We start from the raw sequence: 22,355 nt of genomic DNA, 5'->3' as shown, positions 1-22,355 counted from the left end.
TTACTCGATGAAGGTGACTACACCACCTGCCAGCGACTTCACCCGCGCCAGCGACTCAACCCGATAACCCTGCGCATCCAGCTCCGCACGGCCACCCTGGAACGACTTCTCGATCACAATCCCCAGGCCCGCAACGGTCGCGCCGGCTTGCTTGATGATCGAGATCAGCGCCTGGGACGCCTTGCCGTTGGCCAGGAAGTCATCGATGACCAGCACGCGGTCGCTGCTGGTCAGGTGGCGCGGGGAGATGGCCACGGTGCTTTCGACCTTCTTGGTGAAGGAATACACGGTCGCCGACAGCAGGTTTTCGGTCAGCGTCAGGGACTGCTGTTTGCGGGCGAAAATCACCGGCACGCCGAGGTTCAAGCCGGTCATGATCGCCGGTGCGATGCCCGAGGCTTCGATGGTGACGATCTTGGTGATGCCCGAGTCCTTGAACCGCGCGGCGAATTCGTCGCCGATCAGTTTCATCAGCGCCGGGTCGATCTGGTGGTTCAGAAAGGCGTCGACCTTGAGTACCTGATCGGAAAGCACGATGCCTTCTTCGCGAATTTTCTTGTGCAGTGCTTCCACGGAAAGCTTCCTCTAATGGCGCGGTCTGCGCCGAAAGTAGATTAAAAAGTAGTCGATTCTAGCGCTTTAACATCGCGCGTATATCCGCCAAGGCGGTGTTGCCGCGAACGGCCTTCACCTCGGTCGGGGTGTCGTCATTGCCTTCCCAGGCCAGGTCGTCCGGCGGCAGCTCATCCAGGAACCGGCTGGGCGCACAATCGATGATTTCGCCGTATTGTTTGCGCTTGGCGGCAAAGGTGAAGGCCAGCGTCTGACGCGCACGGGTAATGCCCACGTAGGCCAGGCGCCGCTCTTCTTCGATGGTGTCGGCTTCGATGCTGGAGCGGTGCGGGAGGATTTCCTCTTCCATGCCCATGATGAACACGTAGGGGAATTCCAGGCCCTTGGAGGCATGCAAGGTCATCATTTGCACGCCTTCGGCACCGTCTTCCTCTTCTTGCTGGCGTTCGAGCATGTCGCGCAGTACCAGCTTGCCGATGGCGTCTTCGACGGTCATCTCGCCTTCTTCGTCCTTCTCCAGCGTGTTTTTCAACGCTTCGATCAGGAACCAGACGTTGCCCATGCGGTAATCCGCGGCCTTGTCACTGGAGCTGTTGGTGCGTAGCCAGTTTTCATAGTCGATGTCCATGACCATGCTGCGCAGGGCGCTGATCGGGTCTTCGCCGGCGCACTGCTCACGCACCTTGTCCATGAAGCGCTTGAAGCGCGACAGGCGGTCGGTGAAGCGTGTGTCCAGATGCTCGCCCAGGCCGATTTCGTCGGTGGCGGCGTACATTGAGATCTTGCGTTCGGTGGCGTAGTTACCGAGCTTTTCCAGGGTGGTCGAACCGATTTCCCGGCGTGGAACGTTGATCACCCGCAGGAAGGCGTTGTCGTCGTCCGGGTTCACGATCAGCCGGAAGTAGGCCATCAGGTCTTTCACTTCCTGGCGTCCGAAAAAGCTGTTGCCACCCGACAGACGATAAGGAATCTGGTGGTGCTGCAGCTTCAGCTCGATCAGCTTGGCCTGGTAGTTGCCGCGATACAGGATCGCAAAGTCGCTGTAGGGCCGGTCGGTGCGCAGGTGCAGCGTCAGCAGTTCGACGGCCACGCGTTCGGCTTCGGCGTCTTCGTTGCGGCAGCGGATCACGCGGATCTCGTCGCCGTGGCCCATCTCGCTCCACAGTTGTTTTTCAAACTCGTGGGGGTTGTTGGAGATCAGCACGTTGGCGCAGCGCAGGATGCGGCTGGTGGAGCGGTAGTTCTGCTCCAGCATCACCACTTTCAGGGACGGGTAGTCGTCCTTGAGCAGCATCAGGTTTTCCGGGCGGGCGCCGCGCCAGGCGTAGATCGACTGGTCGTCGTCGCCGACCACGGTGAACTGGTTGCGCTTGCCGATCAGCATTTTTACCAGCAGGTATTGGCTGGCGTTGGTGTCCTGGTATTCGTCCACCAGCAAGTAGCGGACTTTGTTCTGCCATTTTTCGAGGATGTCGGCGTGTTCTTCGAACAGCTTCACCGGCAGCAGGATCAGGTCGTCGAAGTCCACCGCGTTGAACGCCTTGAGCGTGCGCTGGTAGTGGGTGTAAACGATGGCGGCGGTCTGTTCCTTGGGGTTGCGTGCGTTTTCCAAGGCCTGGGGCGGCAGGATCAGGTCGTTTTTCCAGGCGCCGATCATGTTCTTGATCTCATCCACGCCGTCGTCGCCTGCGTATTCCTTTTGCATGATGTCGGTCATCAGCGACTTGACATCGGTTTCGTCGAAGATCGAGAAACCCGGCTTGTAGCCCAGCCGCACATGCTCCTTGCGGATGATGTTCAGGCCCAGGTTGTGGAAAGTACACACGGTGAGGCCACGGCCTTCGCCACCCTTGAGCAGCGTGCCGACACGCTCTTTCATTTCGCGCGCCGCCTTGTTGGTAAAGGTCATGGCGACGATGTACTGGGCGCGGATGCCGCAGCTCTGGATCAGGTGCGCGATCTTGCGGGTGATCACGCTGGTCTTGCCGGAGCCAGCACCGGCGAGCACCAATAGAGGGCCGCCGACGTAGTTCACGGCTTCTTGCTGCCGGGGATTGAGTCGGGACATACAGAATTTCAGGAGTCGTTGTTCAAAAGGGCGGGCATTTTAACAGGCTCGCAGGATTCTGCTCTCACAGAACGACAGTGTGACGTACCACTCGATCTAAATTTGCCGGTTTTGATACTTTGCCGCAGGATGTGGGAGGCTTTAACGGCTAAGGTTGCGGCTAATCCTTACAGTTAGCGTATTTGATAACCCCTATCATTGGTGATTATCAGGCCGCGCGTCATAATGCCCGCCGCCAACACACTTTTGCAGAGTCTAGGGAGCTAGCTTGTCTACGCCTGTCGAACCCTTGCGTTTGCTGCTACTGGCCGATGAGCCAGCGTGGGCAGCGTTGTTGCGCGAGTGCCTGGCGCCGATGGGCGAAGGGGCTGTGCTGATCAGCGCGCCCAACTGGGACTCGGTGAGTCGTCTGTTCGATGATGACCACAGTGCCGTGTTATTGACCACGCCCAGCCTGCAACCCGGCCCTGGCCGCTGCAACCTGCCGTGCGTATTGCTGTTGGAGCAGGAGCCGCTGGTTTCGCCGCTCGGTGTGAGCGATTGGTTGATCCTTGATGTACTCGATGCCGACACATTGCGCCGCTGCTTGCGCCATGTCCGCGAGCGCGGCGTGCTGGAGACCACCTTGCAGCGCCTGGCCGAACAGGACCCGCTCACCGGTATCGCCAACCGCCAGGGGTTCCAGACCTTGCTGACGGCGCGACTGGCCGAGAACGAGGGCCGCGGCCTGGCCCTCGGCCATCTTGACCTCGACAACTTCCGACATGCCAACGACGCGTTAGGCCACCAGGCCGGCGACCGGTTGATCCTGCAAGTGGTCTCGCGCCTCAAGAACCAGCTCGAAGCCGGGGACCAGCTGGCGCGCTTGGGCAGCGACGAGTTCGCCCTGCTGATCGATACCCGCCGTGCGCCCCAGCGCGCAGAATGGATGGCCGAACGCATCACCGAAGCCATGGCCGAACCCTATTGGGTGGACGGTGAAAGCCTGCTGATCGGCTGCAGCCTGGGCGTGGCGCATGCCCGCGCGCGCGCCGGCGCCGACCCGTTGATGTGGCACGCGCACATCGCCATGCAGCAAGCCAAAAGTACGCAAGGCTGCACCTTTCACATCTTCAACGAACGCATCAACCGCAACGCGCGCAGCCTGGCCGACCTGGAAAGTGAACTGCGCCGCGCATTGCGCCGTGACGAATTGGAACTGCATTACCAACCGCGCCTGGACCTGGACGACGGGCATATCGTCGGCCTGGAAGCCCTGGTGCGCTGGCGCCACGGTGAGCGCGGGCTGTTGCCGCCCAGCGAATTTGTGCCGTTGGCCGAACAGAGCGGCCTGATTGTGCCGCTGGGCTACTGGGTTATTTCCCGCGCCCTGCGTGACATGCAAGACCTGCGCGAACGCGGCCTGCCGCCGTTGCACATGGCGGTCAACCTGTCGTTTCGCCAGTTCCAGGACAGCCAGTTACTCTCGACCCTCAGCCGGCTGATTGCCGAGCGTGGCGTGGAGGCACAGTGGCTTGAGTTCGAACTGACCGAAACCGCCGTGATGCGCCGCAGTGACCTGGTCAAGCAGACCATGGATGCCCTCGGCCGCCTGGGTGTGCGGTTTTCGCTGGATGACTTTGGCACCGGTTTTTCATCGTTCGTGCACCTCAACAGCCTGCCGATTGCCTTGTTGAAGATCGACAAGAGCTTTGTCGGCGGCATGGAAGAGCGCGAAGAAAATCGCAAATTGGTGCACGCCATGATCAACCTGGCCCACAACCTCAACCTGGAGGTGGTGGCCGAAGGTGTAGAAACGCCTGAGCAGCTGGCGCTGTTGCGCTTGTTCGGCTGCGATCAGGCGCAGGGCTATCTGATCAGCAAGCCATTGCCGTTGCCGGAGTTGGTGGAATACCTGACATTCGGCAAGAGCCAGCAGGCGCTGCTGGGCTGAATTGCAAACCCAATCAACTGTAGGAGCTGGCTTGTGTGGGAGCTGGCTTGCCTGCGATGCAGACACCTCGGTGTGTCTGGCATAACCAGGTGATGCCATCGCAGGCAAGCCAGCTCCCACATTGACCGAGCACATCCTATTAGTCTGGTTGCATGCCTTGGAATGCAGGATGTATTTCCGGTTCCCGCCGAATCATCCGCTTCATCTTCGCTTCAAACGCCCAGGTCAAACTGACCGCCGCGCAGGCCAGACCCAGCGCCAAGCCCCACCACACACCGGTCGGCCCCCAGCCCAAGGTGAACGCCATCAACCATGCCGACGGCGCGCCAATCAGCCAGTAACATCCCAGGCCCACTAGAAAAGTGGTCTTGGCATCCTTCAGCCCACGAATGCAGCCCATGGCGATGGTTTGCACGCCGTCGAACAACTCAAACCAGGCGGCTACGGCCAGCAAGCTGACGGCCAGGACGATAACGTCATGGAAGGCCGGGTCGTTATGGTCGAGGAACAGCCCGATAAACGCATCGGAAAACAGCCACAGCGCTGCGGCAAACCCCAGCATCACCGCCCCACCAAAGCCGATGCCGACGCGCCCGGCCATGCGCGCCTGCAGCAACTGCCCGGCGCCGTAATGCTGGCCGATACGCATGGTGATCGCGTACGACATCCCCGCTGGCACCATGAACGCCACCGAGACAATCTGCAGGGCAATCTGATGCGCCGCCAATTGCGTGCTGCCCATGGTGCCCATGCACAGCGCCGCGAACGCAAACAAACCGACTTCCACCGCATAGGTGCCGCCAATCGGCAGGCCCAGGCGCCACAACTCGCGTAAATACTGGGTGTTGAGACGCAGCAGGCCTGCACTCAGCGGGTAGGCCGCGTAAGCACGGTGACTGCGGATGTACCACATCAGTGCCAAGGCCATGCTGTTGGCGACGATTGCGGTGACCAGGCCGATGCCCATCAAGCCCATTTTGGGCAGGCCAAACATGCCCTCGATCAGCGCGTGGTTGAGGAAGTAGTTGAGCACCGTGCCGCACAGGCTGATCACCATCACCGGGGTTGCCTTGCCAATGGCGCTGGTAAAACCGCGCAAGGCCATGAAGCTCAGGTAGCCGGGCAGGGCGAACGGCAAGATGGTCAGGAATTGCCCCGCTGCGTGCACGTTGGTTTCGGTCTGGCCAAACATCAGCAGCACGGGCTTGAGGTTCCACAGCAACAACCCGGCGACCAAGGCCATCAGCCAGGCAAGCCAAAGCCCGGCCTGGGTCAGGCGGGTGGCGCCTTCAATGTCGCCTGCGCCATGACGAATGGCCACGAGGGTGCCGACGGCGGCAATCACGCCGATGCAGAAAATCGCCACGAACGAATAGCTCGCTGCACCCAAACCACCACCGGCGAGGGCTTCGGGGCTCAGGCGGGCCATCATCAGGGTGTCGGTCAGCACCATCAACATGTGCGCCAACTGTGAGGCAATCAACGGCCCCGACAGCCGCAGAATGGCCCAGAGTTCAGTACGCACCGGATGCTGCATGATCATCACGCTCAAAAGTCAGAGGGTTGGGGAAGGTTGGATTCTCGGCGCTCCTGAGGCATTGCACAAAAGGATAAAAGCGATCGTTCGCATGATTAAAACTCATGGTAGGGTTTGGCATTGCTCTGTAGGAGGTTATCTATGCCACGTCGTCTCCCGCCGCTTTATGCCTTGCGCGCATTTGAGGCGGCTTCGCGGCACAACTCTTTCACCCGGGCTGCCGAGGAGCTGTCGATCACGCAAAGTGCCGTCAGCCGGCATATCCGCACGCTTGAAGAACATTTTGCCTGCCGCCTGTTCCAGCGCAGCGGCCGCAACCTGCAACTCACCGAGGCGGCGCGGCTGCTACTGCCCGGCGTGCGCGAGGGTTTCGCTGCGCTTGAGCGCGCCTGCCATACCCTGAATGCCGAAGACGACATCCTGCGCATGAAAGCACCGTCCACCTTGACCATGCGCTGGTTGCTGGCGCGGCTTAGTCGCTTCCGGGCCTTGCAGCCGGGTAATGAGGTGCAACTGACCAGCGCGTGGATGAGCGTGGATGAAGTGGACTTCAACCAGGAGCCGTTCGATTGCGCGGTGTTGTTGAGTTATGGGCATTTTCCGGCGGACTGGGAAGCCTGCTACCTGTTCCCCGAACTGCTGATCCCGGTGGGCGCACCGAACCTGCTGGAGGATGGCCCTTGGGACGTAACGCGCCTGGCGTGCGCTGAACTGCTGCACCCCACGCCCGACCGCCGCGACTGGCGCAATTGGCTGGAGCGCATGGGGCTGTCGAATCAGGTCTCGCTCAAGGGCGGACAGGTGTTCGACACTTTGGAGCTGGGCATGATCGCCGCCGCGCGGGGTTACGGCGTGTCCATGGGCGACCTGCTGATGGTGGCCGAAGACGTGGCGCAGGGGCGATTGAGCTTGCCGTGGCCGACTGCGGTGGCGAGTAGGGAAAATTACTACTTGGTGTGGCCGAAAACCCGCCCCGGTGGTGAGCGTTTGCGGCGGTTGGCGGAGTTTCTTCAAGGTGAAGTCAAGGCCATGGAATTGCCTCAGGTCGAGCGTCTCGACTGAAGTGTTACAGACCTTTTGTGCAATCGTTTGCGAGATACCCCTGTGAAGCGCTCAAGTATTGCTCGCGCCCGCCGAAGAAGGTGTGTTGGAACTTTCGTGCCCCAACGTTTCCCACTAGATAATTTGCCGAGCAGCGCTATGAGATCAGGATGATCCTGGCCTCGGCCAGGAGCTGTCATGTCTCAACCTCGCGCTCGGATAGCCTCACAGTTAGGCCTCGCACTCGCTGTGATTCTGGCTGTTGTCATCAGCGGCAGTACGGTTTTCGCCTTGCGTTCCCTCGACTCCGCCAACCTCGAGACCCGCGAGGAACACTTGGCCAGTGAGGCGCGCTTGCTCGCCGACCAACTCAACACCTTCCACAGCACCTTGCGCGAAAGTACCCAGCGTTTGAGCGGGCTGTTTGAAAAACGCTTCGGCGCCGGCTTGAGTGTGCGTGGTGAGCAGCAGGTCACGGTGGCGGGCGTACAGACGCCGAGCCTGTTCCTGGGCAGCAACCTGTTGAACAACAATTTCGCTGAGGTCGATGAATTCAAGGACACCTCCGGCGGTGTGGCCACCGTATTCGTGCGCAGTGGCGAAGACTTCATTCGCGTCAGTACTTCGCTTACCAAACAAGACGGCAGCCGCGCTATTGGTACGGCTCTGGACCACCAGCATCCGGCTTATCAACGGCTGCTCGGTGGGCAAAGTTATGTTGGCCGTGCTGTGCTGTTCGACCGCTCTTACATGACCCAGTACACACCCGTGCGCGATGCTGCCGGCAAGGTGATTGCGGTGCTGTTTGTCGGTTTTGACTACACCGACGCGCAGAAGGCCCAATTCGACAACCTCAAGCGCTTCCGTATCGGCCAGACCGGTTCCCTGGCCTTGTTGGACGAACAGAAACACTGGCTGGTGCCACCGGCTGGCGTGCAAGCGCTGGACCAGGCGATTGCGGTGATGCTCGACCTGGCCAAGAACCCAGGCAAAGGCCGCTTCTGGAGCGACAAGAACGAAGATTTCTACAGCGTTTCGGTACCGTTCGAAGGCGGCCCGTGGGCGGTGGTGGCGAGCATGCCGAAGTCCGAAATCCGCGCGGTCACCTGGGCGGTGGGCATTCGCCTGGTGATCGGCAGCGTGCTGGCGATGTTGCTGGCGGTAGGCGCGGCCGTTTGGCTGCTGCGCAGCAAGTTGCAGCCGCTCAGTGATTTGGTGCGCCAAGCCCAAGCGCTCGGCGCGGGCGATTTGAGCGCGCGCCTCAACGTGTCCAGCCATGACGAAATCGGTCAACTGGCGGGCAGCTTCAACCAGATGGGTGAAGCGCTGTCGACCATGGTCTCGCATATCCGCAAGGCCGCCGAAGAGGTCAACAGCCGTGCCCAGGCGTTGTCAGGTTTGTCGGGCGGTGCCTATGAAGGCATGGAACAGCAGTCCGGCGAGATCACCAGCATGGCCGGCGCGGTGGAAGAATTCAGCGCCACCTCGCTGAACATCGCCGACAACATGGGCAACACCGAGCGCCTCGCCCAGGAAAACGCCCAGCAGACCCGTATCGGTCGCACCTCGATGCAAGAGGCGTCGTCGTCGCTGGAGCATATCGCGGCGGCACTGAACAGCACGGCCACCGTGATCAACACCTTGGGGCAGCGCTCCCAGGAAATCGGCGGGATCGTCGGCGTGATCACCTCGATTGCCGAGCAGACCAATTTGCTGGCGCTCAACGCTGCCATCGAAGCCGCCCGCGCCGGTGAACAGGGCCGCGGTTTTGCCGTGGTCGCCGATGAAGTGCGCAACCTGGCCTCGCGCACGCGCCAGGCTACTGACGAAATCTCCGGAATGATCCAGAGCATCCAGCAGGAAACCGGCAACGCCATCAGCACCATGGAACAGGGCAGCGTGTTGATGCAGGAAGGCCTGTCGCGCAATGCCGACGTGGCTTCGGCCCTGGCGCGGATCGACGAGCAGAGCCGCTCGGCGGGTCAGCAATTTGCGGCGATCACCACCGCTACCCAAGAGCAGAGCAGCACCGCGACCTTGCTCAGCAGTAACCTGCAGAGCATTGCGCTGGCCAACAGCGAGCAGCGTGAAGTGGTGTCGAACCTGGCAATTACCGCCAAGGAACTGGAAACCCTGGCGGCCGGTTTGCGGCATGAGGTGGACCGGTTTCGTTGAGGCTTAGCGCTCGCCCAGGCCAGGGTCTACGCGCTTGCCGATATCCTTCAGGCGCGCCAACTGATCAACCATGCCTGGCGCCTCGTCCATGCTGGTGACGAAGGTCCACAGGTAGGTCATTACCGCGTACACGTGGCCGGCCTTGACCGCCGGCGACAAGGCCAACTGACTGATCGCGACCACAAACAGCAAGGCTGCCAGCGTGCCAAGAAACAGGTACGCAGCGGCCTCGCGATCTGACAACCAGATCCGCAGGCGTGACAGCACGTGGTAGTGGCGGTGCAACGTTGGCGCGCCGACTTTTTCTACCAGGCCGATTTCTTTCTCGATGCGGTCATTCAGGCGCTCATGCAGCTCCTGATTGCGTTGGGCAAAGCGTGGCAACAACGTGACACACAACAGCAGCGCTGCCAGGCACGCCAGGCCTACCCAGGGCTCAATCACGATCAACATCACTGCCGCGCCGATAATCGACACCAGCGCCGTGGCAATGATCGGCACGTGCTTTTCAAAGAAGTCGACGAATTCGCGCGCAAGCACCACCCGTGCTGCGGATTTCGAGGTGCTGTGATTTTGCTGGCGCTGGTTGAGAATCACCGGCACCGCAAGGTCGGCGTAGATCCGTGTGAACGTGCGCGTGTCCAGCGCCCGACGCGCAGCCCCAACCACCCAGAACGCCATGACCACGACCGCGTAGAACAGCGCGCTGCTGGCATCACCACGGATAATTGAATCCACCGCGAACCCGGCAAACAGCGGGTAGGCCAGCAGCAGCGCATTCTCCAACGCGACCAGCGACAGTGTGCAGAACAGCTTGCCGGGATAAGCCCGAGCGATGGCTTTTAACGTCTGCCCGGCGGACTGTTGGCCGATTTTCTTACTTTCTTCAATCAGAATGTGCGGAGTGACGGATGACATGGGGGTGCACCAAAGGAGTGATAGACGCTATTATTGAGCGACTGCTCAAGTATCCTTGAGCGACTGCTCAAGTATCCTTGAGCGATCGCTCAAAAAGCAAGCGCCGCTCATCTACCTGCGCCTGAAGGAATTGCCCATGTCGCGTATCGACCGTAAAGACCAGATCATCGCCGCCGCCCTGGAGCTGTTTCGCAGCAAAGGGTTTGCCGATGTGTCCACCCGCGACCTGGCCGAACACGCAGGCTTGTCGCGCAGCCACGTCTATCACTACTTCAGCGACTGGAATGAACTGCGCCGCGAAGCCTTTGTGCGCTTTGCCAATGAACAGCTGGATGAAGTGCGCGCGCCCTTGGCGGATGCTCCGCCGCTTGAGGCACTGCTGGGTTTTTTGAGCGATTGCCTGCCGAGCACCGCCGATGCGGGCTGGGCGTTGTGGTTGGATGCCTGGGACGAAGCGATGCACGACCCGCAAATGGCCCAGGCTTATCTGGTGATCAACGCGCAGTGGCAAGGCATGCTTGCCGAGGTGATCGAGCGGGGCGTCGCTGCTGGCGTGTTTCGTTGTGATTCGCCCCGGCGCGCTGCCCGGCAGATCTTCGCTATGGCGATGGGTTATGCCGATGACCTGATGCTGAATCCATCCACCGAGTCGGCAGAAGCGGTGCTGGATGAGGTGATGGAAGTGGCGAGGCTGTTGCTGGATTTCCCCGCCTAGGCAACTGTCGACTGCCGCCACATTCCTCTATGTCGAGCCCGCTCGCCACAACAACCGGCTTGCCACAGATTTTGGGCTTTCAGGCTAGCCCACCGCCGCAGGCCGGTACTGCAATGCTTCGGCCAAATGATGCCGAGCGATATGCTCAACCCGCTCAAGGTCTGCCAGGGTACGCGCGACCTTGAGCAACCGGTGGGCCGCGCGCAGCGACAAGGTCAGCCGCTCGCAGGCGCTTTCCAGCCAGCCTTCATCGGCCTTCGCCAATTTGCAGTGTTTGCGTAACCCCGGCAGATCAAGGAAGGCATTGGCGCAGCCCTGGCGTTTTTGCTGGCGCTCGCGAGCCTCGGCAACCTCTGCGGATGCCTTGGCCGTGTTATCGCCGTCCTGTTGTATTGGGTTCAGTGCGGTCGTTTCCCGGGCGACGGTTACGTGCAGGTCAATCCGGTCCAGCAACGGCCCCGAGAGTTTATTGCGGTAGCGCTGAATTTGCTCCGGCGTACACCGACAGCGCCCGCTGGGCTCGCCCAAATAGCCGCAAGGGCAGGGGTTCATGGCGGCGACCAGTTGAAAGCGCGCGGGGAAACTCACCCGGTCACGCGCGCGGGAAATCACGATGTGTCCGGATTCGAGCGGTTCACGCAGCACCTCCAGCACCTTGCGATCGAACTCCGGCAACTCATCCAGAAACAGCACGCCATGGTGGGCGAGGGTGATTTCCCCCGGTTGCGGCTTTGACCCGCCGCCCACCAGCGCCGGCCCCGATGCCGAATGGTGCGGCTGGCGAAACGGGCGGTGCGGCCAATGGCTCAGCGGTGCCAGGCTGACCACCGATTGAATCGCCGCCACTTCCAAGGCTTCCTGTTCACTCAGCGGCGGCAACAAACCGGGCAAACGGCTGGCGAGCAAGGTCTTGCCGGTGCCAGGCGGCCCGCTGAACAGCAGGTTATGCGCGCCTGCTGCCGCAATCAGCAGCGCGCGCTTGGCTGCCAGTTGGCCCTGCACCTCACTCAAGTCCGGATAAGGTTTGTTCAAGTACAGCAGGCCGTCGGATTTGTAGGGCTCAATCGGCACATGCCCGTTCAAGTGCGCCACCACCTGCAGCAAGTGGTCCACCGCAATTACCTTCAAGCCTGAGGCCAGGCACGCTTCTTCGGCATTCGCCCGCGGCACTATCACGGTGCGTCCTGCCTTGCGCGCTGCCAGCGCTGCCGGCAACACGCCCTTCACTGCGCGCACCTCGCCGGACAGCGCCAACTCGCCCAGGCATTCCACATCATCAAGCATCAACGACGGCACCTGCACACTCGCCGCGAGAATGCCCAAGGCAATCGCCAAATCAAAACGCCCGCCGTCCTTGGGCAGGTCGGCGGGCGCTAGATTGAGGGTGATGCGCCGGGAAGGGTATTGCAGCGCCGAGTTGAGGATGGCGCTGCGCACGCGGTCCTTGCTTTCCTTGACCGCAGTTTCGGGCAGGCCCACCAGTGTCAGGGACGGCAGACCATTGGCCATATGCACTTCAACAGTGACGGCAGGGGCTTCGACGCCAATTTGGGCGCGGCTGTGGACGATGGCGAGAGACATGCTCGTTCCTTGAAAAAGAGGGCCGCTTCCTGCGGGTTTTTCAAGGGTAGACGAGGTGGGGAAGAGCGAGGCGGGGGAGGTTTTACAGAACGTATCCAAGGTGCAGCGCAAAACAACTGTGGGAGCGGGCTTGCTCGCGAATACGGTGGGTCAGTCAGCTTCTCTATATCTGACAGACCGCATTCGCGAGCAAGCCCGCTCCCACAGTTGACTGAGTTGTGGCAGTTACTCAGTAGTGGGGGCCAACCGCGCTTCCAACTCCGCCACCTTCGCCTCCAGGCTCTCCAACCGTGCACGCGTGCGGGCCAGCACCACCATTTGGCTATCAAACTCTTCCCGGCTCACCAGGTCGAGTTTGCTGAAGCCGCTTTGCAGCAGCGCCTTGAACTGGCTTTCGATTTCGTTGCGGGGCAGCGGGGTGTCGCCGCTGAACAGGCGAGAGGCGTGGCCGCTCAGGGCGTCGAGGAGGTCTTTGGGCGCGAGCATGGGAAATATTCCGGAAAACTGTTGGCGGGCAGTGTATCACGCAGCGTCTATAGTCTTTTTCACGGCAGCGGGCGCACGCTTTTCGCGCAGGGCACCGGGCGGGTGCGCACTGTTTTTGTGCGCATTGCCGCCGCCAATACGCCCTTCAGGTGGGCATAAGTGGGCAAAGGACTGATTTCAGTGATTTTTACGGAGCTGGCAAGGTTTCTGCTTAGACGATCATGACCCATGCACTGATGCAGTCGCTGTGACGAATGCAGTGCGCCGACGGATCAGGGGTACAGGTTTCGTCACCAGTGGTTCGCTGGCGTCGTAACGGCAAATGCCGAGGCGACGACGCGTTACAAAGCCAGGCACTGCGCTTAGACTTGAGACGGGTTTGTTTTCCTGGGGCAAGTCCACCAATTCGGGAGAGAGTTTTCATGAAGCTAGTCACTGCCATCATCAAGCCGTTCAAGTTGGACGATGTACGCGAGTCGTTGTCCGAGATCGGCGTGCAGGGCATTACCGTTACTGAGGTCAAAGGCTTCGGTCGGCAGAAGGGTCACACCGAGCTGTATCGCGGCGCGGAATACGTGGTCGATTTTCTGCCAAAGGTGAAGATTGATGTCGCCATTGACGACAAGGATCTTGACCGGGTTATCGAGGCGATAACCAAGGCGGCCAACACCGGCAAGATCGGTGACGGCAAGATCTTCGTGGTCAATCTGGAACAGGCTATTCGCATCCGTACCGGCGAAACCGATACCGACGCAATCTAAGCCGCCAAACCCCCAACGCCCCAGGAGAAAACAATATGACTCTGCGTAAATTCGCAGGGCTAGGAGCCCTGTTGTCCCTCGTAATGCCGGCCTTGGCATTGGCGGCGGACCCAGCCCCAGCTCCAGTCCTCAATTCCGGCGACACTGCGTGGATGCTCACATCCACCGCGCTGGTGCTGTTCATGACCATTCCGGGCCTGGCGCTGTTCTACGGCGGCATGGTTCGCTCCAAAAACATTCTTTCCGTGATGATGCAGTGCTTCGCCATCACCGGTCTGATCACCATCTTGTGGTTCGTTTACGGCTACAGCATGGCGTTCGACACCACCGGTATGGAAGCAGGCGTCGTCAACCTCAACTCGTTCGTGGGCGGCCTGTCCAAACTGTTCCTGTCGGGTGTGACCCCGGCGAGCATTACCGGCCCTGCGGCGCTGTTCCCTGAGGCGGTGTTCGTCACCTTCCAGATGACGTTTGCCATCATTACTCCTGCGCTGATCGTCGGTGCCTTCGCCGAGCGTATGAAGTTCTCCGCGATGCTGATCTTCATGGGCGTCTGGTTCACCCTGGTCTACGCACCGATTGCCCACATGGTGTGGGGCGGTCCGGGTTCGTTGCTGGGCGACTGGGGCGTGCTGGATTTCGCAGGCGGCACCGTGGTGCACATCAACGCCGGTGTGGCTGGCCTGGTGGCGTGCCTGGTACTTGGCAAGCGTAAAGGCTTCCCGACCACCCCGATGGCGCCTCACAACCTGGGTTACACCCTGGTCGGTGCGGCCATGCTGTGGGTCGGCTGGTTTGGCTTCAACGCTGGCTCCGCTGCTGCGGCCAACGGCACCGCCGGTATGGCGATGCTGGTGACTCAGATCGCTACCGCTGCTGCGGCGCTGGGCTGGATGTTTGCCGAGTGGGTCACCCACGGTAAGCCAAGCGCACTGGGCATCGCTTCGGGTGTGGTGGCAGGTTTGGTTGCAATCACCCCGGCTGCCGGCACCGTGGGCCCAATGGGCGCCCTGGTGATCGGCCTGGCGGCGGGCGTAGTGTGCTTCTTCTGCGCCACTACCCTGAAACGCAAACTGGGCTACGACGACTCCCTGGACGCCTTCGGCGTGCACGGTATCGGCGGTATCCTCGGCGCAATCCTGACCGGCGTGTTCGCTGCCCCTTCGCTGGGCGGCTTCAACGCGGCGACCACTGACATCGCGGCGCAAGTCTGGATCCAGTGCAAAGGCGTCGGCTTCACCGTGATCTACACGGCCATCGTGACCTTCATCATCCTCAAGGTGCTGGATGCGGTCATGGGTCTGCGGGTTACCGAAGAAGAAGAGGCCGTGGGCCTCGACCTGGCGCAACACAACGAGCGCGGTTACAACTTGTAAGTACGCGAAAAAAAGATGCCCGGCTTGCCGGGCATTTTTTTGCCTGGCGTTTGTCAGTGATAGGACGCTGTACCGGTTTTTGCGCAGAGTTTGTGATGGAGCGCACACGGTACTTTTCAGTGTGCAAAAGTCTTACATGCATGTAGGCGTATTCGGCACTTTGTTTTTTCCCTGAGCGCGCTAGAATGCGCGCCGATGGGCGGAGAACTGTATGTGGCAACAGACCCTGATAACCCTGCGGGCCAAGCCCCGGGGCTTTCACCTGGTAACGGATGAGTTGCTCGCCGGCTTGCCTGAATTGAAGGCTTGTCGCGTGGGCCTGTTGCATTTGTGGCTGCAGCATACTTCGGCATCGTTGACCGTCAACGAGAATGCCGACCCGGCGGTTCGTCGTGACTTCGAGCGTTTTTTCAATGCGCTGGTGCCGCAAGGCATGGCGGGATATGAACACAACGACGAAGGTCCGGATGATCTGCCGGCGCACTTCAAGGCCAGTCTCCTGGGCTGCCAGCTGAGTTTGCCGGTCAAGGCCGGCCGCTTGGCGATAGGAACTTGGCAAGGTGTTTATCTGGGCGAGCACCGTGATCATGGCGGTGCTCGTAAAGTCCTCGCCACCTTGCACGGTGATGGGGCATAAGCCACTGGTTATCCAGTGGATGTGAATTTTTTCCGGCAACCTCGACAGAGGGTGAAGCTGGGCTATAACTAATCTGCTTTTCGCAAGTCATGAGGTAGAACATGAGCGACGATGATCTGGAAAACGACGAACTTGAAGTAGGCGACGACGACGAGACCGAAGAGGGTCTTGAAGCGGCCGTTGAGGACGTTGCTGACGAGGGCGATGACGGTGGCGATGACGCACCTGCCAAAGTTGCCAAAGGCAAAGCCAAGGCCGCTGTTTCGGTAGATGAACTGCCGAGCGTTGAAGCCAAGAACAAAGAGCGCGATGCGCTGGCCCGTGCGATGGAAGAGTTCCTCGCTAAAGGCGGCAAAGTGCAGGAAGTCGAGGCCAATGTGGTCGCAGACCCACCGAAGAAGCCGGATAACAAGTACGGCAGCCGTCCTATCTGAGGTCAGCTCTCGCTTGTAAGAAAAAGCCCGCCGTCGCTGCGGGCTTTTTCATGCCTGTAATAAATCCTACGGGTTACCACCAATCAAATGTGGGAGCGGGCTTGCTCGCGAAAGCGGTCTGAAGTTACTGATAGGCTGACTGATACACCGCATTCGCGAGCAAGCCCGCTCCCACATTTTGATTTTCAGTGTTGCGGCTATAGCGTTACTGCCAACTGCGAAGCAACGGCGGCAACTCGTTCAAGCTACGAATTTGCGCATCCGGGCGCTTATCTGCTTCCCAGGCCTTACCCGTCGGGTTAAACCACACCGCACGCAGCCCTGCCTGCTGCGCCCCGGCGATGTCATCGCCTGGGTGATCGCCGATATGCACCGCCTGGCTGGCGTCCACACCGCCGCGTTGCAGCGCCTCTTGAAACAAGCGCGCATCAGGCTTGGCGATGCCGATGTCTTCGGCGCGCAGGGCAAAGTGAAAGTAGTCCGCCAGGCCAACACGCTGCACGTCGGCATTACCGTTGGTGATAACCCCCAGCAAGAAGTGCTGGCGCAGCGCCTGCAGCATCGGCTCGGCTTCAGGGAATGGCGTGAGCTGGTGTCGAGCATGAATGAACGCTTCGTAGCACACGTCCGCCATTTCCGTGGCCTCAGGCTGTGGATAACCCGCTTCTTCAAACGCATGCATCAACACCCGGTGGCGCAGGAGGCTGATGCGGTATTTGAGCTCGGGATGGCGCTCCAGCACCTGCTGGCGAAGGCTGGCGAAATGCTCCAGGGGCAAGTCGCCTACTTTGGTGGCGTTGAGCGCCAACCACTCGCGCATCGACGCTTCGGCGCCGATGATGACGGGTACGTTGTCCCAGAGTGTGTCGTCCAGGTCGAAGGTGATCAGCTTGATACTCATGAGTCGCCGCCCTTGATGCGTTTGGCCCGTGGATGGGCGCTGTCATACACCGTAGCCAGATGTTGGAAGTCGAGGTGGGTGTAGATCTGCGTGGTCTTGATGTCGGCGTGGCCGAGCAGCTCCTGCACGGCGCGCAGGTCCTGGGAGGACTCCAGCAGATGGCTGGCAAAAGAGTGTCGCAGCATATGTGGGTGCAAGTTCTGCCCCAGCTCGCGCTCACCTGCGGCCTTGACCCGCACCTGGATCGCCCGTGGCCCGAGGCGTCGGCCTTGCTGGCTGACAAACACCGCATCGTCCACGGGGTTGGTCAGCAGGCGCAGCGGTAACCAGAGTTGCAAGGCTTCCCGAGCCTTTCTGCCTACCGGCAGCACGCGGGTTTTGCTGCCTTTGCCGAGCACTTGCACCAGGCCGTCCGCCAGGTCCAATTGATCGAGGTTCAGGCCCGTCAGCTCCGACAGGCGCAGGCCCGAGGAGTAGAACAGCTCAAGGATCGCCTGGTCGCGATGGGCGAGGAAGTCATCTTCAACGGCGCCGTCGAGCAATTGCAGGGCGCGGTCAGTGTCGAGGGTTTTGGGCAGGCGCCGCTCGCCCTTTGGCGGGGCCAGGCCATTGGCCGGGTCGTGGTCGCACAGGCCTTCGCGGTTGAGGTAGTGATAAAGGCCGCGCACCGCTGAGAGCAGGCGGGACAGGCTGCGCGAAGACTGGCCTTGCTGGTGCAGCCGCGCGATCAGGCTGCGCAGGCTTTGGATATCCAGGGCCTTCCAGCTGCCGATCTGTTGTTTTTCGCAGTACGCCAGAACCTTGTTCAAGTCCCGTCGATAGGCTTCCAGGGTATGGGGCGACACCTGGCGCTCGTTGCGCAGGTGAGCGCAATAAGCGTCCAGTTGCCGTTCCATGGCTAGCGCACCGCGCGCAGGGCGGTGGTAAAGCGCGGCAGAACCCGGCCGAGCACTTCGGCGATGTAAGTCAGGAACAGCGTGCCCACCGAGCTTTTGTAGTGTTGCGGGTCGCGGCTGGCGATGGCCAGTACGCCGTGCAGGCCTTGATGGCTGAGGGCGACCACGGCGGTCGAGCCGATCTGCTTGCGCTGTTCGGCACCAAACAGGAAGTCCAGCTCATGCTCGCGCAGGGTGCCGCTGATGGTCTTGCCTTCCGAGAGCAAGCCGCCAATCGCAGTTTGCGCTTCGCCACCGCTGACCCAGCGCCCTACCGGCATCGGGTTGTCGCTGAACAGGATCAGGCTCACAAACGGCACCTGGAAGTCCTGGCGCAGGCTGTCTTCCACGGCGATCACCGTTTCTTCCAGGCTGGTAGCGTCCATCAGGGTAAGAATCAGACGGCGGGTCTTGTCGAAAAGGCGGTCGTTGTCGCGGGCCACGTCCATCAGGTGCGAGAGCTTGTGGCGCATTTCGATATTGCGCTCGCGCAGGATTTTCATCTGCCGCTCCACCAGCGACACGGTATCGCCGCGTTGGTGGGGGATACGCAGGGCGGGCAACAGTTCTTCGTGCTGGGTGAAGAAGTCCGGGTTAGCCTCAAGGTACGCCGCGACAGCAGCGGCCTCCAGACTTTCGCTCGGGGACGCTGCGGCGGGTACTTGAGGCTTATCGGTCATTAGCTTTGCTCACTCATAGACGGACCTGTCCTTCGTATACACGCGAGGCCGGCCCGGTCATCATCACCGGGTGGCCAGGGCCTGCCCATTCGATGGACAAACGCCCACCAGGCAGGTCGATCAACAGCGGCGAATCCATCCACCCCTGGCTGATCGCGGCCACGGCTGCAGCGCAAGCGCCGGTGCCGCAGGCCTGGGTTTCGCCGGCGCCGCGCTCCCACACGCGCAATTGCGCGCGGGAACGGTCGATCACCTGCAGGAAGCCCACATTGACCCGAGCCGGAAAGCGCGGGTGATGTTCGATTTTCGGCCCCAGTTCATGCACGGGGGCGTTATTGATGTCGTTGACCCGCAGCACGGCATGGGGGTTGCCCATGGAAACGGCGGCGATATCGACTGTTTTGCCATCAACGTCCAGCGCGTAACTCGTGGCTTGCTCGGTGGCCTGGAACGGAATATCCGCTGGCACCAGGCGTGGCGCGCCCATGTTGACGCTGATCTGGCCGTCGCTGCGGATATCCAGCTCGATCACGCCGCTCTTGGTCTCGACCCGAATCTGGCGTTTGGCGGTCAGGCGTTTGTCCAGCACAAAGCGCGCGAAGCAGCGCGCACCGTTGCCGCACTGTTCCACTTCGGAACCGTCGGAGTTGAAGATCCGGTAACGGAAATCCACCTCCGGGTTGCTCGGCGCCTCGACGATCAGCAATTGGTCGAAGCCGATGCCGGTGTGGCGGTCGCCCCACTGTTTGGCGTGCTTGGGCAGGATGTGCGCGTGCTGGCTGACCAGGTCCAGGACCATGAAATCGTTGCCCAGCCCGTGCATCTTGGTAAAACGCAGCAGCATGGCTTACTCCGGCAGCAGGCTTTCGCCAGCATACAACTCGGCTACCGTCTCGCGGCGACGCACTTCAAACGCTTGATCACCGTCCACCAGCACCTCGGCGGCACGGCCGCGGGTGTTGTAGTTGGAGCTCATGACAAACCCATAGGCACCGGCCGAATGCACGGCCAGCAGGTCGCCTTCTTCCAGGGCCAACTGACGATCCTTGGCCAGGAAGTCACCGGTCTCGCAGATCGGGCCGACGATGTCGTAGCTGCGGCCTTCGCCAGCACGTGGCTTGACGGCAGTCACATCCATCCAGGCCTGGTAGAGCGCCGGGCGGATCAGGTCGTTCATCGCCGCGTCGACGATGGCGAAGTCCTTGTACTCGGTGTGCTTGAGGTACTCGACCTGGGTCAGCAGTACGCTGGCGTTGGCGACGATATAACGGCCCGGCTCGAACATCAGGGTCAGGCCGCGGCCTTCGGTGCGCTCGCGTACGGCCCGGATGTAGTCGGCGATCAGCGGCGGCTCTTCATCGCGGTAGCGCACGCCCACACCGCCACCGAGGTCGATGTGCTGCAGGTAGATGCCGCACTCGCCCAAACGGTCGGTCAACGCCAGCAGGCGGTCGAGCGCATCCAGGAACGGTGGCAGGGTGGTCAGTTGCGAGCCGATATGGCAGTCGACACCCAATACTTCCAGGTTCGGCAACTGCGCGGCGCGGATGTACACGTCCTCGGCGTCGGCAATGGCAATGCCGAACTTGTTCTCTTTGAGACCGGTGGAAATGTACGGGTGGGTGCCGGCGTCGACGTCCGGGTTGACGCGCAGCGAGATCGGTGCACGCACACCCATCTCGGCGGCGACCACCTGCAGGCGCTCCAGCTCGTCGGTGGATTCGATGTTGAAGCAGTGCACGCCCACTTCGAGGGCGCGGCGCATGTCTTCGCGGCTCTTGCCGACACCGGAAAACACGATCTTGTCCGGCGTGCCGCCGGCAGCCAGCACACGTTCCAGCTCACCACGGGAGACGATGTCGAAACCAGCGCCCAAGCGCGCCAGGACATTCAGTACACCCAGGTTGGAGTTGGCCTTGACCGCGTAGCACACCAGGTGTGGAACGCCGTTCAGCGGGTCGGTGAAAGAGCGGTATTGGGCTTCGATGTGCGCACGGGAGTACACATAGGTCGGGGTGCCAAAGCGCTCGGCAATCGCGGACAGCGCCACGCCTTCCGCGAACAGCTCGCCGTCCCGGTAGTTAAAAGCGTCCATGGGTTTCCCTTAGTAGGTGTCGTGCTTGTGCGCTTTGGATTGCGACGTTTGCGCCTGGTCATTCGGATCTTTGCTGTCATCGGGCAGGTACAGCGGGCCTTTTTGACCACAGGCACTAACGAGGCAAGCGACCGCGACGAGCGCAGCAAGGGAAGAGATCAGGCGCTTCATGGCGAAATCCTTGAATATGCATTAATTGCGCCCGAGTATACCGACCACCCGCCAGCTTGCCTATGCGCCGCAATACCCGTCCGGCGGGGGTTCGCCGAGATAGTTGGGAAGCAGGCTACGCTGGCCGGGGATATTTCGTACCCCCATCGGTAATGAACTCGGTATCCTTTGCAATCAGCGGGGCTCGCCCGTATCGTGCGGCGCTTGAGCAAAACCAGACACTTTTGAGGTTGCCACAATGAGTTTGACCGAAGCCCGTTTTCACGACCTGGTGGATGCGACCCAGCAGGCGCTGGAAGATATTTTCGACGAGAGCGGCCTGGACGTTGACCTGGAAAACTCGGCCGGCGTGCTGACTGTTAAATTTGAAAACGGCTCCCAACTGATCTTCAGTCGCCAGGAGCCGCTGCGTCAGCTATGGCTGGCGGCACGTTCGGGTGGTTTTCACTTTGAATATGACGAAGAAGAAAATCGTTGGGCGCACGACACCACTGACGAGCTGCTGAGCGAAATGCTCGCGCGTCTGGTTCAAGAACAAGCCGGCGCCGAGCTGGACTTCGACGAGATTTGATCGTGACCCAGCCTGCACCTGTACGCCCGCCCAAGCCGCTGTTCAGCAATGTCAGCCCGGCGGTGCCGTCACCTTGTATCAGTTTGTGTCGCCTGGACGAGCAAAAAGTCTGCCTCGGCTGCTTCCGCCACGTGGAAGACATCCGTGAATGGCGCTCCGCCGACGATGCCCGGCGCCGGGTGATCTGTGCCGAGGCCGAGCAGCGCCGGAGCCTCGCCTGAGGCCGTCTTGTTTATTTGTGACGCTGTGGTAGTGTCCGGGTACACCTCAACTCATCGAGGTCCGTGAGAACCCCGCCTTTTCCTGGCGGGGTTTTGCTTTTTTGTGCAGAAAAAAGGAGTCTGCCTGAATCATGACCACCGCACCTTCCATCATCCTCACCCGTCTTGACGTGCAGCGTCTGGAGCAACTGATCGACCGCTTGGGCGACGAGTTTCCCGGCGTCGAAGCGTTGCAAGCCGAACTCGACCGCGCCGACGATGTGGTTGGTCACGATGAAGTGCCTGCGGGTGTCGTGACCATGAACTCCAGCGTGCATTGCCGTGAGCAAGGCAGTGGCAAGGACTACCACTTGACCCTGGTTTACCCCAAGGACGCGAATGCCGACGAAGGCAAGATCTCGATCCTGGCCCCGGTGGGCAGCGCGTTGCTCGGCTTGCAAGTAGGCCAGCACATCGACTGGCCAGCGCCCGGCGGCAAAACCCTCAAGCTTGAGCTGCTCAGTGTTGATGGCCAGCCCAAAGATGGCGGTGCATTTTCCCTGTAAC

General features: G+C 60.9%; 23 protein-coding genes. 11 read left to right on the top strand and 12 right to left on the bottom strand.

From position 1 onward, the window contains the following. Entirely contained in the window at positions 1-573 is a 573-nt protein-coding gene (locus ACA065_RS29880) for a xanthine phosphoribosyltransferase (RefSeq protein WP_053258645.1), read from the bottom strand. Between the two features lie 58 nt (positions 574-631). Then, entirely contained in the window at positions 632-2,641 is a 2,010-nt protein-coding gene (rep, locus tag ACA065_RS29875) for a DNA helicase Rep (protein ID WP_497692664.1), read from the bottom strand. Positions 2,642-2,909: 268 nt separating this feature from the next. On the opposite strand from rep, the gene ACA065_RS29870 reads away from it, so the two are divergent. Further along, entirely contained in the window at positions 2,910-4,574 is a 1,665-nt protein-coding gene (locus ACA065_RS29870) for a putative bifunctional diguanylate cyclase/phosphodiesterase (protein WP_497692663.1), read from the top strand. A 139-nt stretch (positions 4,575-4,713) separates the two neighbouring features. Here ACA065_RS29870 and ACA065_RS29865 read toward each other — a convergent pair whose 3' ends face one another. Next, positions 4,714-6,117 (bottom strand): NorM family multidrug efflux MATE transporter, encoded by a 1,404-nt coding sequence (locus tag ACA065_RS29865; protein ID WP_497692662.1) that lies wholly within the window; start codon positions 6,115-6,117, stop codon positions 4,714-4,716. 135 nt (positions 6,118-6,252) lie between these two features. Here ACA065_RS29865 and ACA065_RS29860 point away from each other — a divergent pair, with 135 nt between their 5' ends. Together ACA065_RS29860 and ACA065_RS29855 are read left to right on the top strand one after the other, a co-directional pair. Next, positions 6,253-7,173 (top strand): LysR substrate-binding domain-containing protein, encoded by a 921-nt coding sequence (locus ACA065_RS29860; RefSeq protein WP_497692661.1) that lies wholly within the window; start codon positions 6,253-6,255, stop codon positions 7,171-7,173. Positions 7,174-7,350: 177 nt separating this feature from the next. Beyond that, positions 7,351-9,327, top strand: coding sequence for a methyl-accepting chemotaxis protein (locus ACA065_RS29855; protein ID WP_497692660.1), 1,977 nt, complete (start codon positions 7,351-7,353; stop codon positions 9,325-9,327). Between the two features lie 3 nt (positions 9,328-9,330). On the opposite strand, the gene ACA065_RS29850 is transcribed toward ACA065_RS29855, so the two are convergent. Continuing rightward, positions 9,331-10,245: an ABC transporter six-transmembrane domain-containing protein gene (locus ACA065_RS29850; RefSeq protein ID WP_497692659.1), complete on the bottom strand. Its 915-nt coding sequence runs from the start codon at positions 10,243-10,245 to the stop codon at positions 9,331-9,333. 136 nt (positions 10,246-10,381) lie between these two features. On the opposite strand from ACA065_RS29850, the gene ACA065_RS29845 reads away from it, so the two are divergent. Continuing rightward, complete coding sequence (locus tag ACA065_RS29845) at positions 10,382-10,960, top strand: TetR/AcrR family transcriptional regulator (RefSeq protein WP_497692658.1); 579 nt, start codon at positions 10,382-10,384, stop codon at positions 10,958-10,960. 84 nt (positions 10,961-11,044) lie between these two features. Here the strand turns inward: ACA065_RS29845 and ACA065_RS29840 are convergent, their stop codons facing one another. Both ACA065_RS29840 and ACA065_RS29835 read right to left on the bottom strand, forming a co-directional pair. Next, on the bottom strand, positions 11,045-12,541 hold the full coding sequence (locus ACA065_RS29840; RefSeq protein ID WP_497692657.1) for a YifB family Mg chelatase-like AAA ATPase: 1,497 nt from the start codon (positions 12,539-12,541) through the stop codon (positions 11,045-11,047). Between the two features lie 225 nt (positions 12,542-12,766). Then, positions 12,767-13,027 carry an accessory factor UbiK family protein gene (locus tag ACA065_RS29835; RefSeq protein WP_497692656.1) on the bottom strand — a complete coding sequence of 87 codons (261 nt, stop codon included), beginning with the start codon at positions 13,025-13,027 and terminating at the stop codon, positions 12,767-12,769. Between the two features lie 422 nt (positions 13,028-13,449). On the opposite strand from ACA065_RS29835, the gene glnK reads away from it, so the two are divergent. From glnK to sutA, 4 genes are all read left to right on the top strand, one after another. Continuing rightward, positions 13,450-13,788: a P-II family nitrogen regulator gene (gene glnK / locus ACA065_RS29830; protein ID WP_002555808.1), complete on the top strand. Its 339-nt coding sequence runs from the start codon at positions 13,450-13,452 to the stop codon at positions 13,786-13,788. A gap of 35 nt (positions 13,789-13,823) precedes the next feature. Beyond that, a complete protein-coding gene (locus tag ACA065_RS29825) occupies positions 13,824-15,164 on the top strand; it encodes an ammonium transporter (RefSeq protein ID WP_083356139.1) in 1,341 nt (446 codons plus the stop codon). A gap of 211 nt (positions 15,165-15,375) precedes the next feature. Then, positions 15,376-15,801, top strand: coding sequence for a secondary thiamine-phosphate synthase enzyme YjbQ (locus tag ACA065_RS29820; RefSeq protein WP_497692655.1), 426 nt, complete (start codon positions 15,376-15,378; stop codon positions 15,799-15,801). A gap of 101 nt (positions 15,802-15,902) precedes the next feature. After that, positions 15,903-16,235, top strand: a complete 333-nt coding sequence (gene sutA / locus ACA065_RS29815) for a dormancy-specific transcriptional regulator SutA (protein ID WP_448653723.1) — start codon at positions 15,903-15,905, stop codon at positions 16,233-16,235. A gap of 205 nt (positions 16,236-16,440) precedes the next feature. On the opposite strand, the gene ACA065_RS29810 is transcribed toward sutA, so the two are convergent. Genes ACA065_RS29810 through lptM form a run of 6 tightly spaced genes read right to left on the bottom strand, consistent with a single transcriptional unit; the run spans position 16,441 to position 21,017 of the window. Continuing rightward, positions 16,441-17,136, bottom strand: a complete 696-nt coding sequence (locus ACA065_RS29810) for an HAD family hydrolase (protein ID WP_497692654.1) — start codon at positions 17,134-17,136, stop codon at positions 16,441-16,443. Then, the gene (xerC, locus tag ACA065_RS29805; protein WP_497692653.1) at positions 17,133-18,032 is read right to left on the bottom strand and encodes a tyrosine recombinase XerC; all 900 of its coding nucleotides are present in this window, start codon (positions 18,030-18,032) and stop codon (positions 17,133-17,135) included. The genes ACA065_RS29810 and xerC overlap by 4 nt, the downstream gene beginning before the upstream one ends. 2 nt (positions 18,033-18,034) lie before the next feature. Then, complete coding sequence (locus tag ACA065_RS29800) at positions 18,035-18,751, bottom strand: DUF484 family protein (RefSeq protein WP_497692652.1); 717 nt, start codon at positions 18,749-18,751, stop codon at positions 18,035-18,037. Between the two features lie 13 nt (positions 18,752-18,764). Next, positions 18,765-19,595, bottom strand: coding sequence for a diaminopimelate epimerase (dapF, locus tag ACA065_RS29795; protein WP_497692651.1), 831 nt, complete (start codon positions 19,593-19,595; stop codon positions 18,765-18,767). A gap of 3 nt (positions 19,596-19,598) precedes the next feature. After that, positions 19,599-20,846, bottom strand: coding sequence for a diaminopimelate decarboxylase (gene lysA, locus ACA065_RS29790; RefSeq protein ID WP_497692650.1), 1,248 nt, complete (start codon positions 20,844-20,846; stop codon positions 19,599-19,601). A 9-nt stretch (positions 20,847-20,855) separates the two neighbouring features. Continuing rightward, positions 20,856-21,017, bottom strand: a complete 162-nt coding sequence (gene lptM / locus ACA065_RS29785; protein WP_074851643.1) for an LPS translocon maturation chaperone LptM — start codon at positions 21,015-21,017, stop codon at positions 20,856-20,858. A gap of 238 nt (positions 21,018-21,255) precedes the next feature. Here lptM and cyaY point away from each other — a divergent pair, with 238 nt between their 5' ends. The 3 genes from cyaY to rnk all read left to right on the top strand — a co-directional run bounded on the left by cyaY (position 21,256) and on the right by rnk (position 22,354). After that, positions 21,256-21,588: an iron donor protein CyaY gene (cyaY, locus tag ACA065_RS29780; RefSeq protein ID WP_497692649.1), complete on the top strand. Its 333-nt coding sequence runs from the start codon at positions 21,256-21,258 to the stop codon at positions 21,586-21,588. A 2-nt stretch (positions 21,589-21,590) separates the two neighbouring features. Next, entirely contained in the window at positions 21,591-21,809 is a 219-nt protein-coding gene (locus tag ACA065_RS29775; protein WP_177016671.1) for a DUF1289 domain-containing protein, read from the top strand. A gap of 131 nt (positions 21,810-21,940) precedes the next feature. Beyond that, entirely contained in the window at positions 21,941-22,354 is a 414-nt protein-coding gene (gene rnk, locus ACA065_RS29770; RefSeq protein WP_497692648.1) for a nucleoside diphosphate kinase regulator, read from the top strand. The last annotated feature ends 1 nt before the right edge of the window (position 22,355 follow it).

It is taken from the genome of Pseudomonas sp. LBUM1640, assembly GCF_059716225.1.
This window is presented reverse-complemented; position numbering and strand designations above follow the sequence as displayed.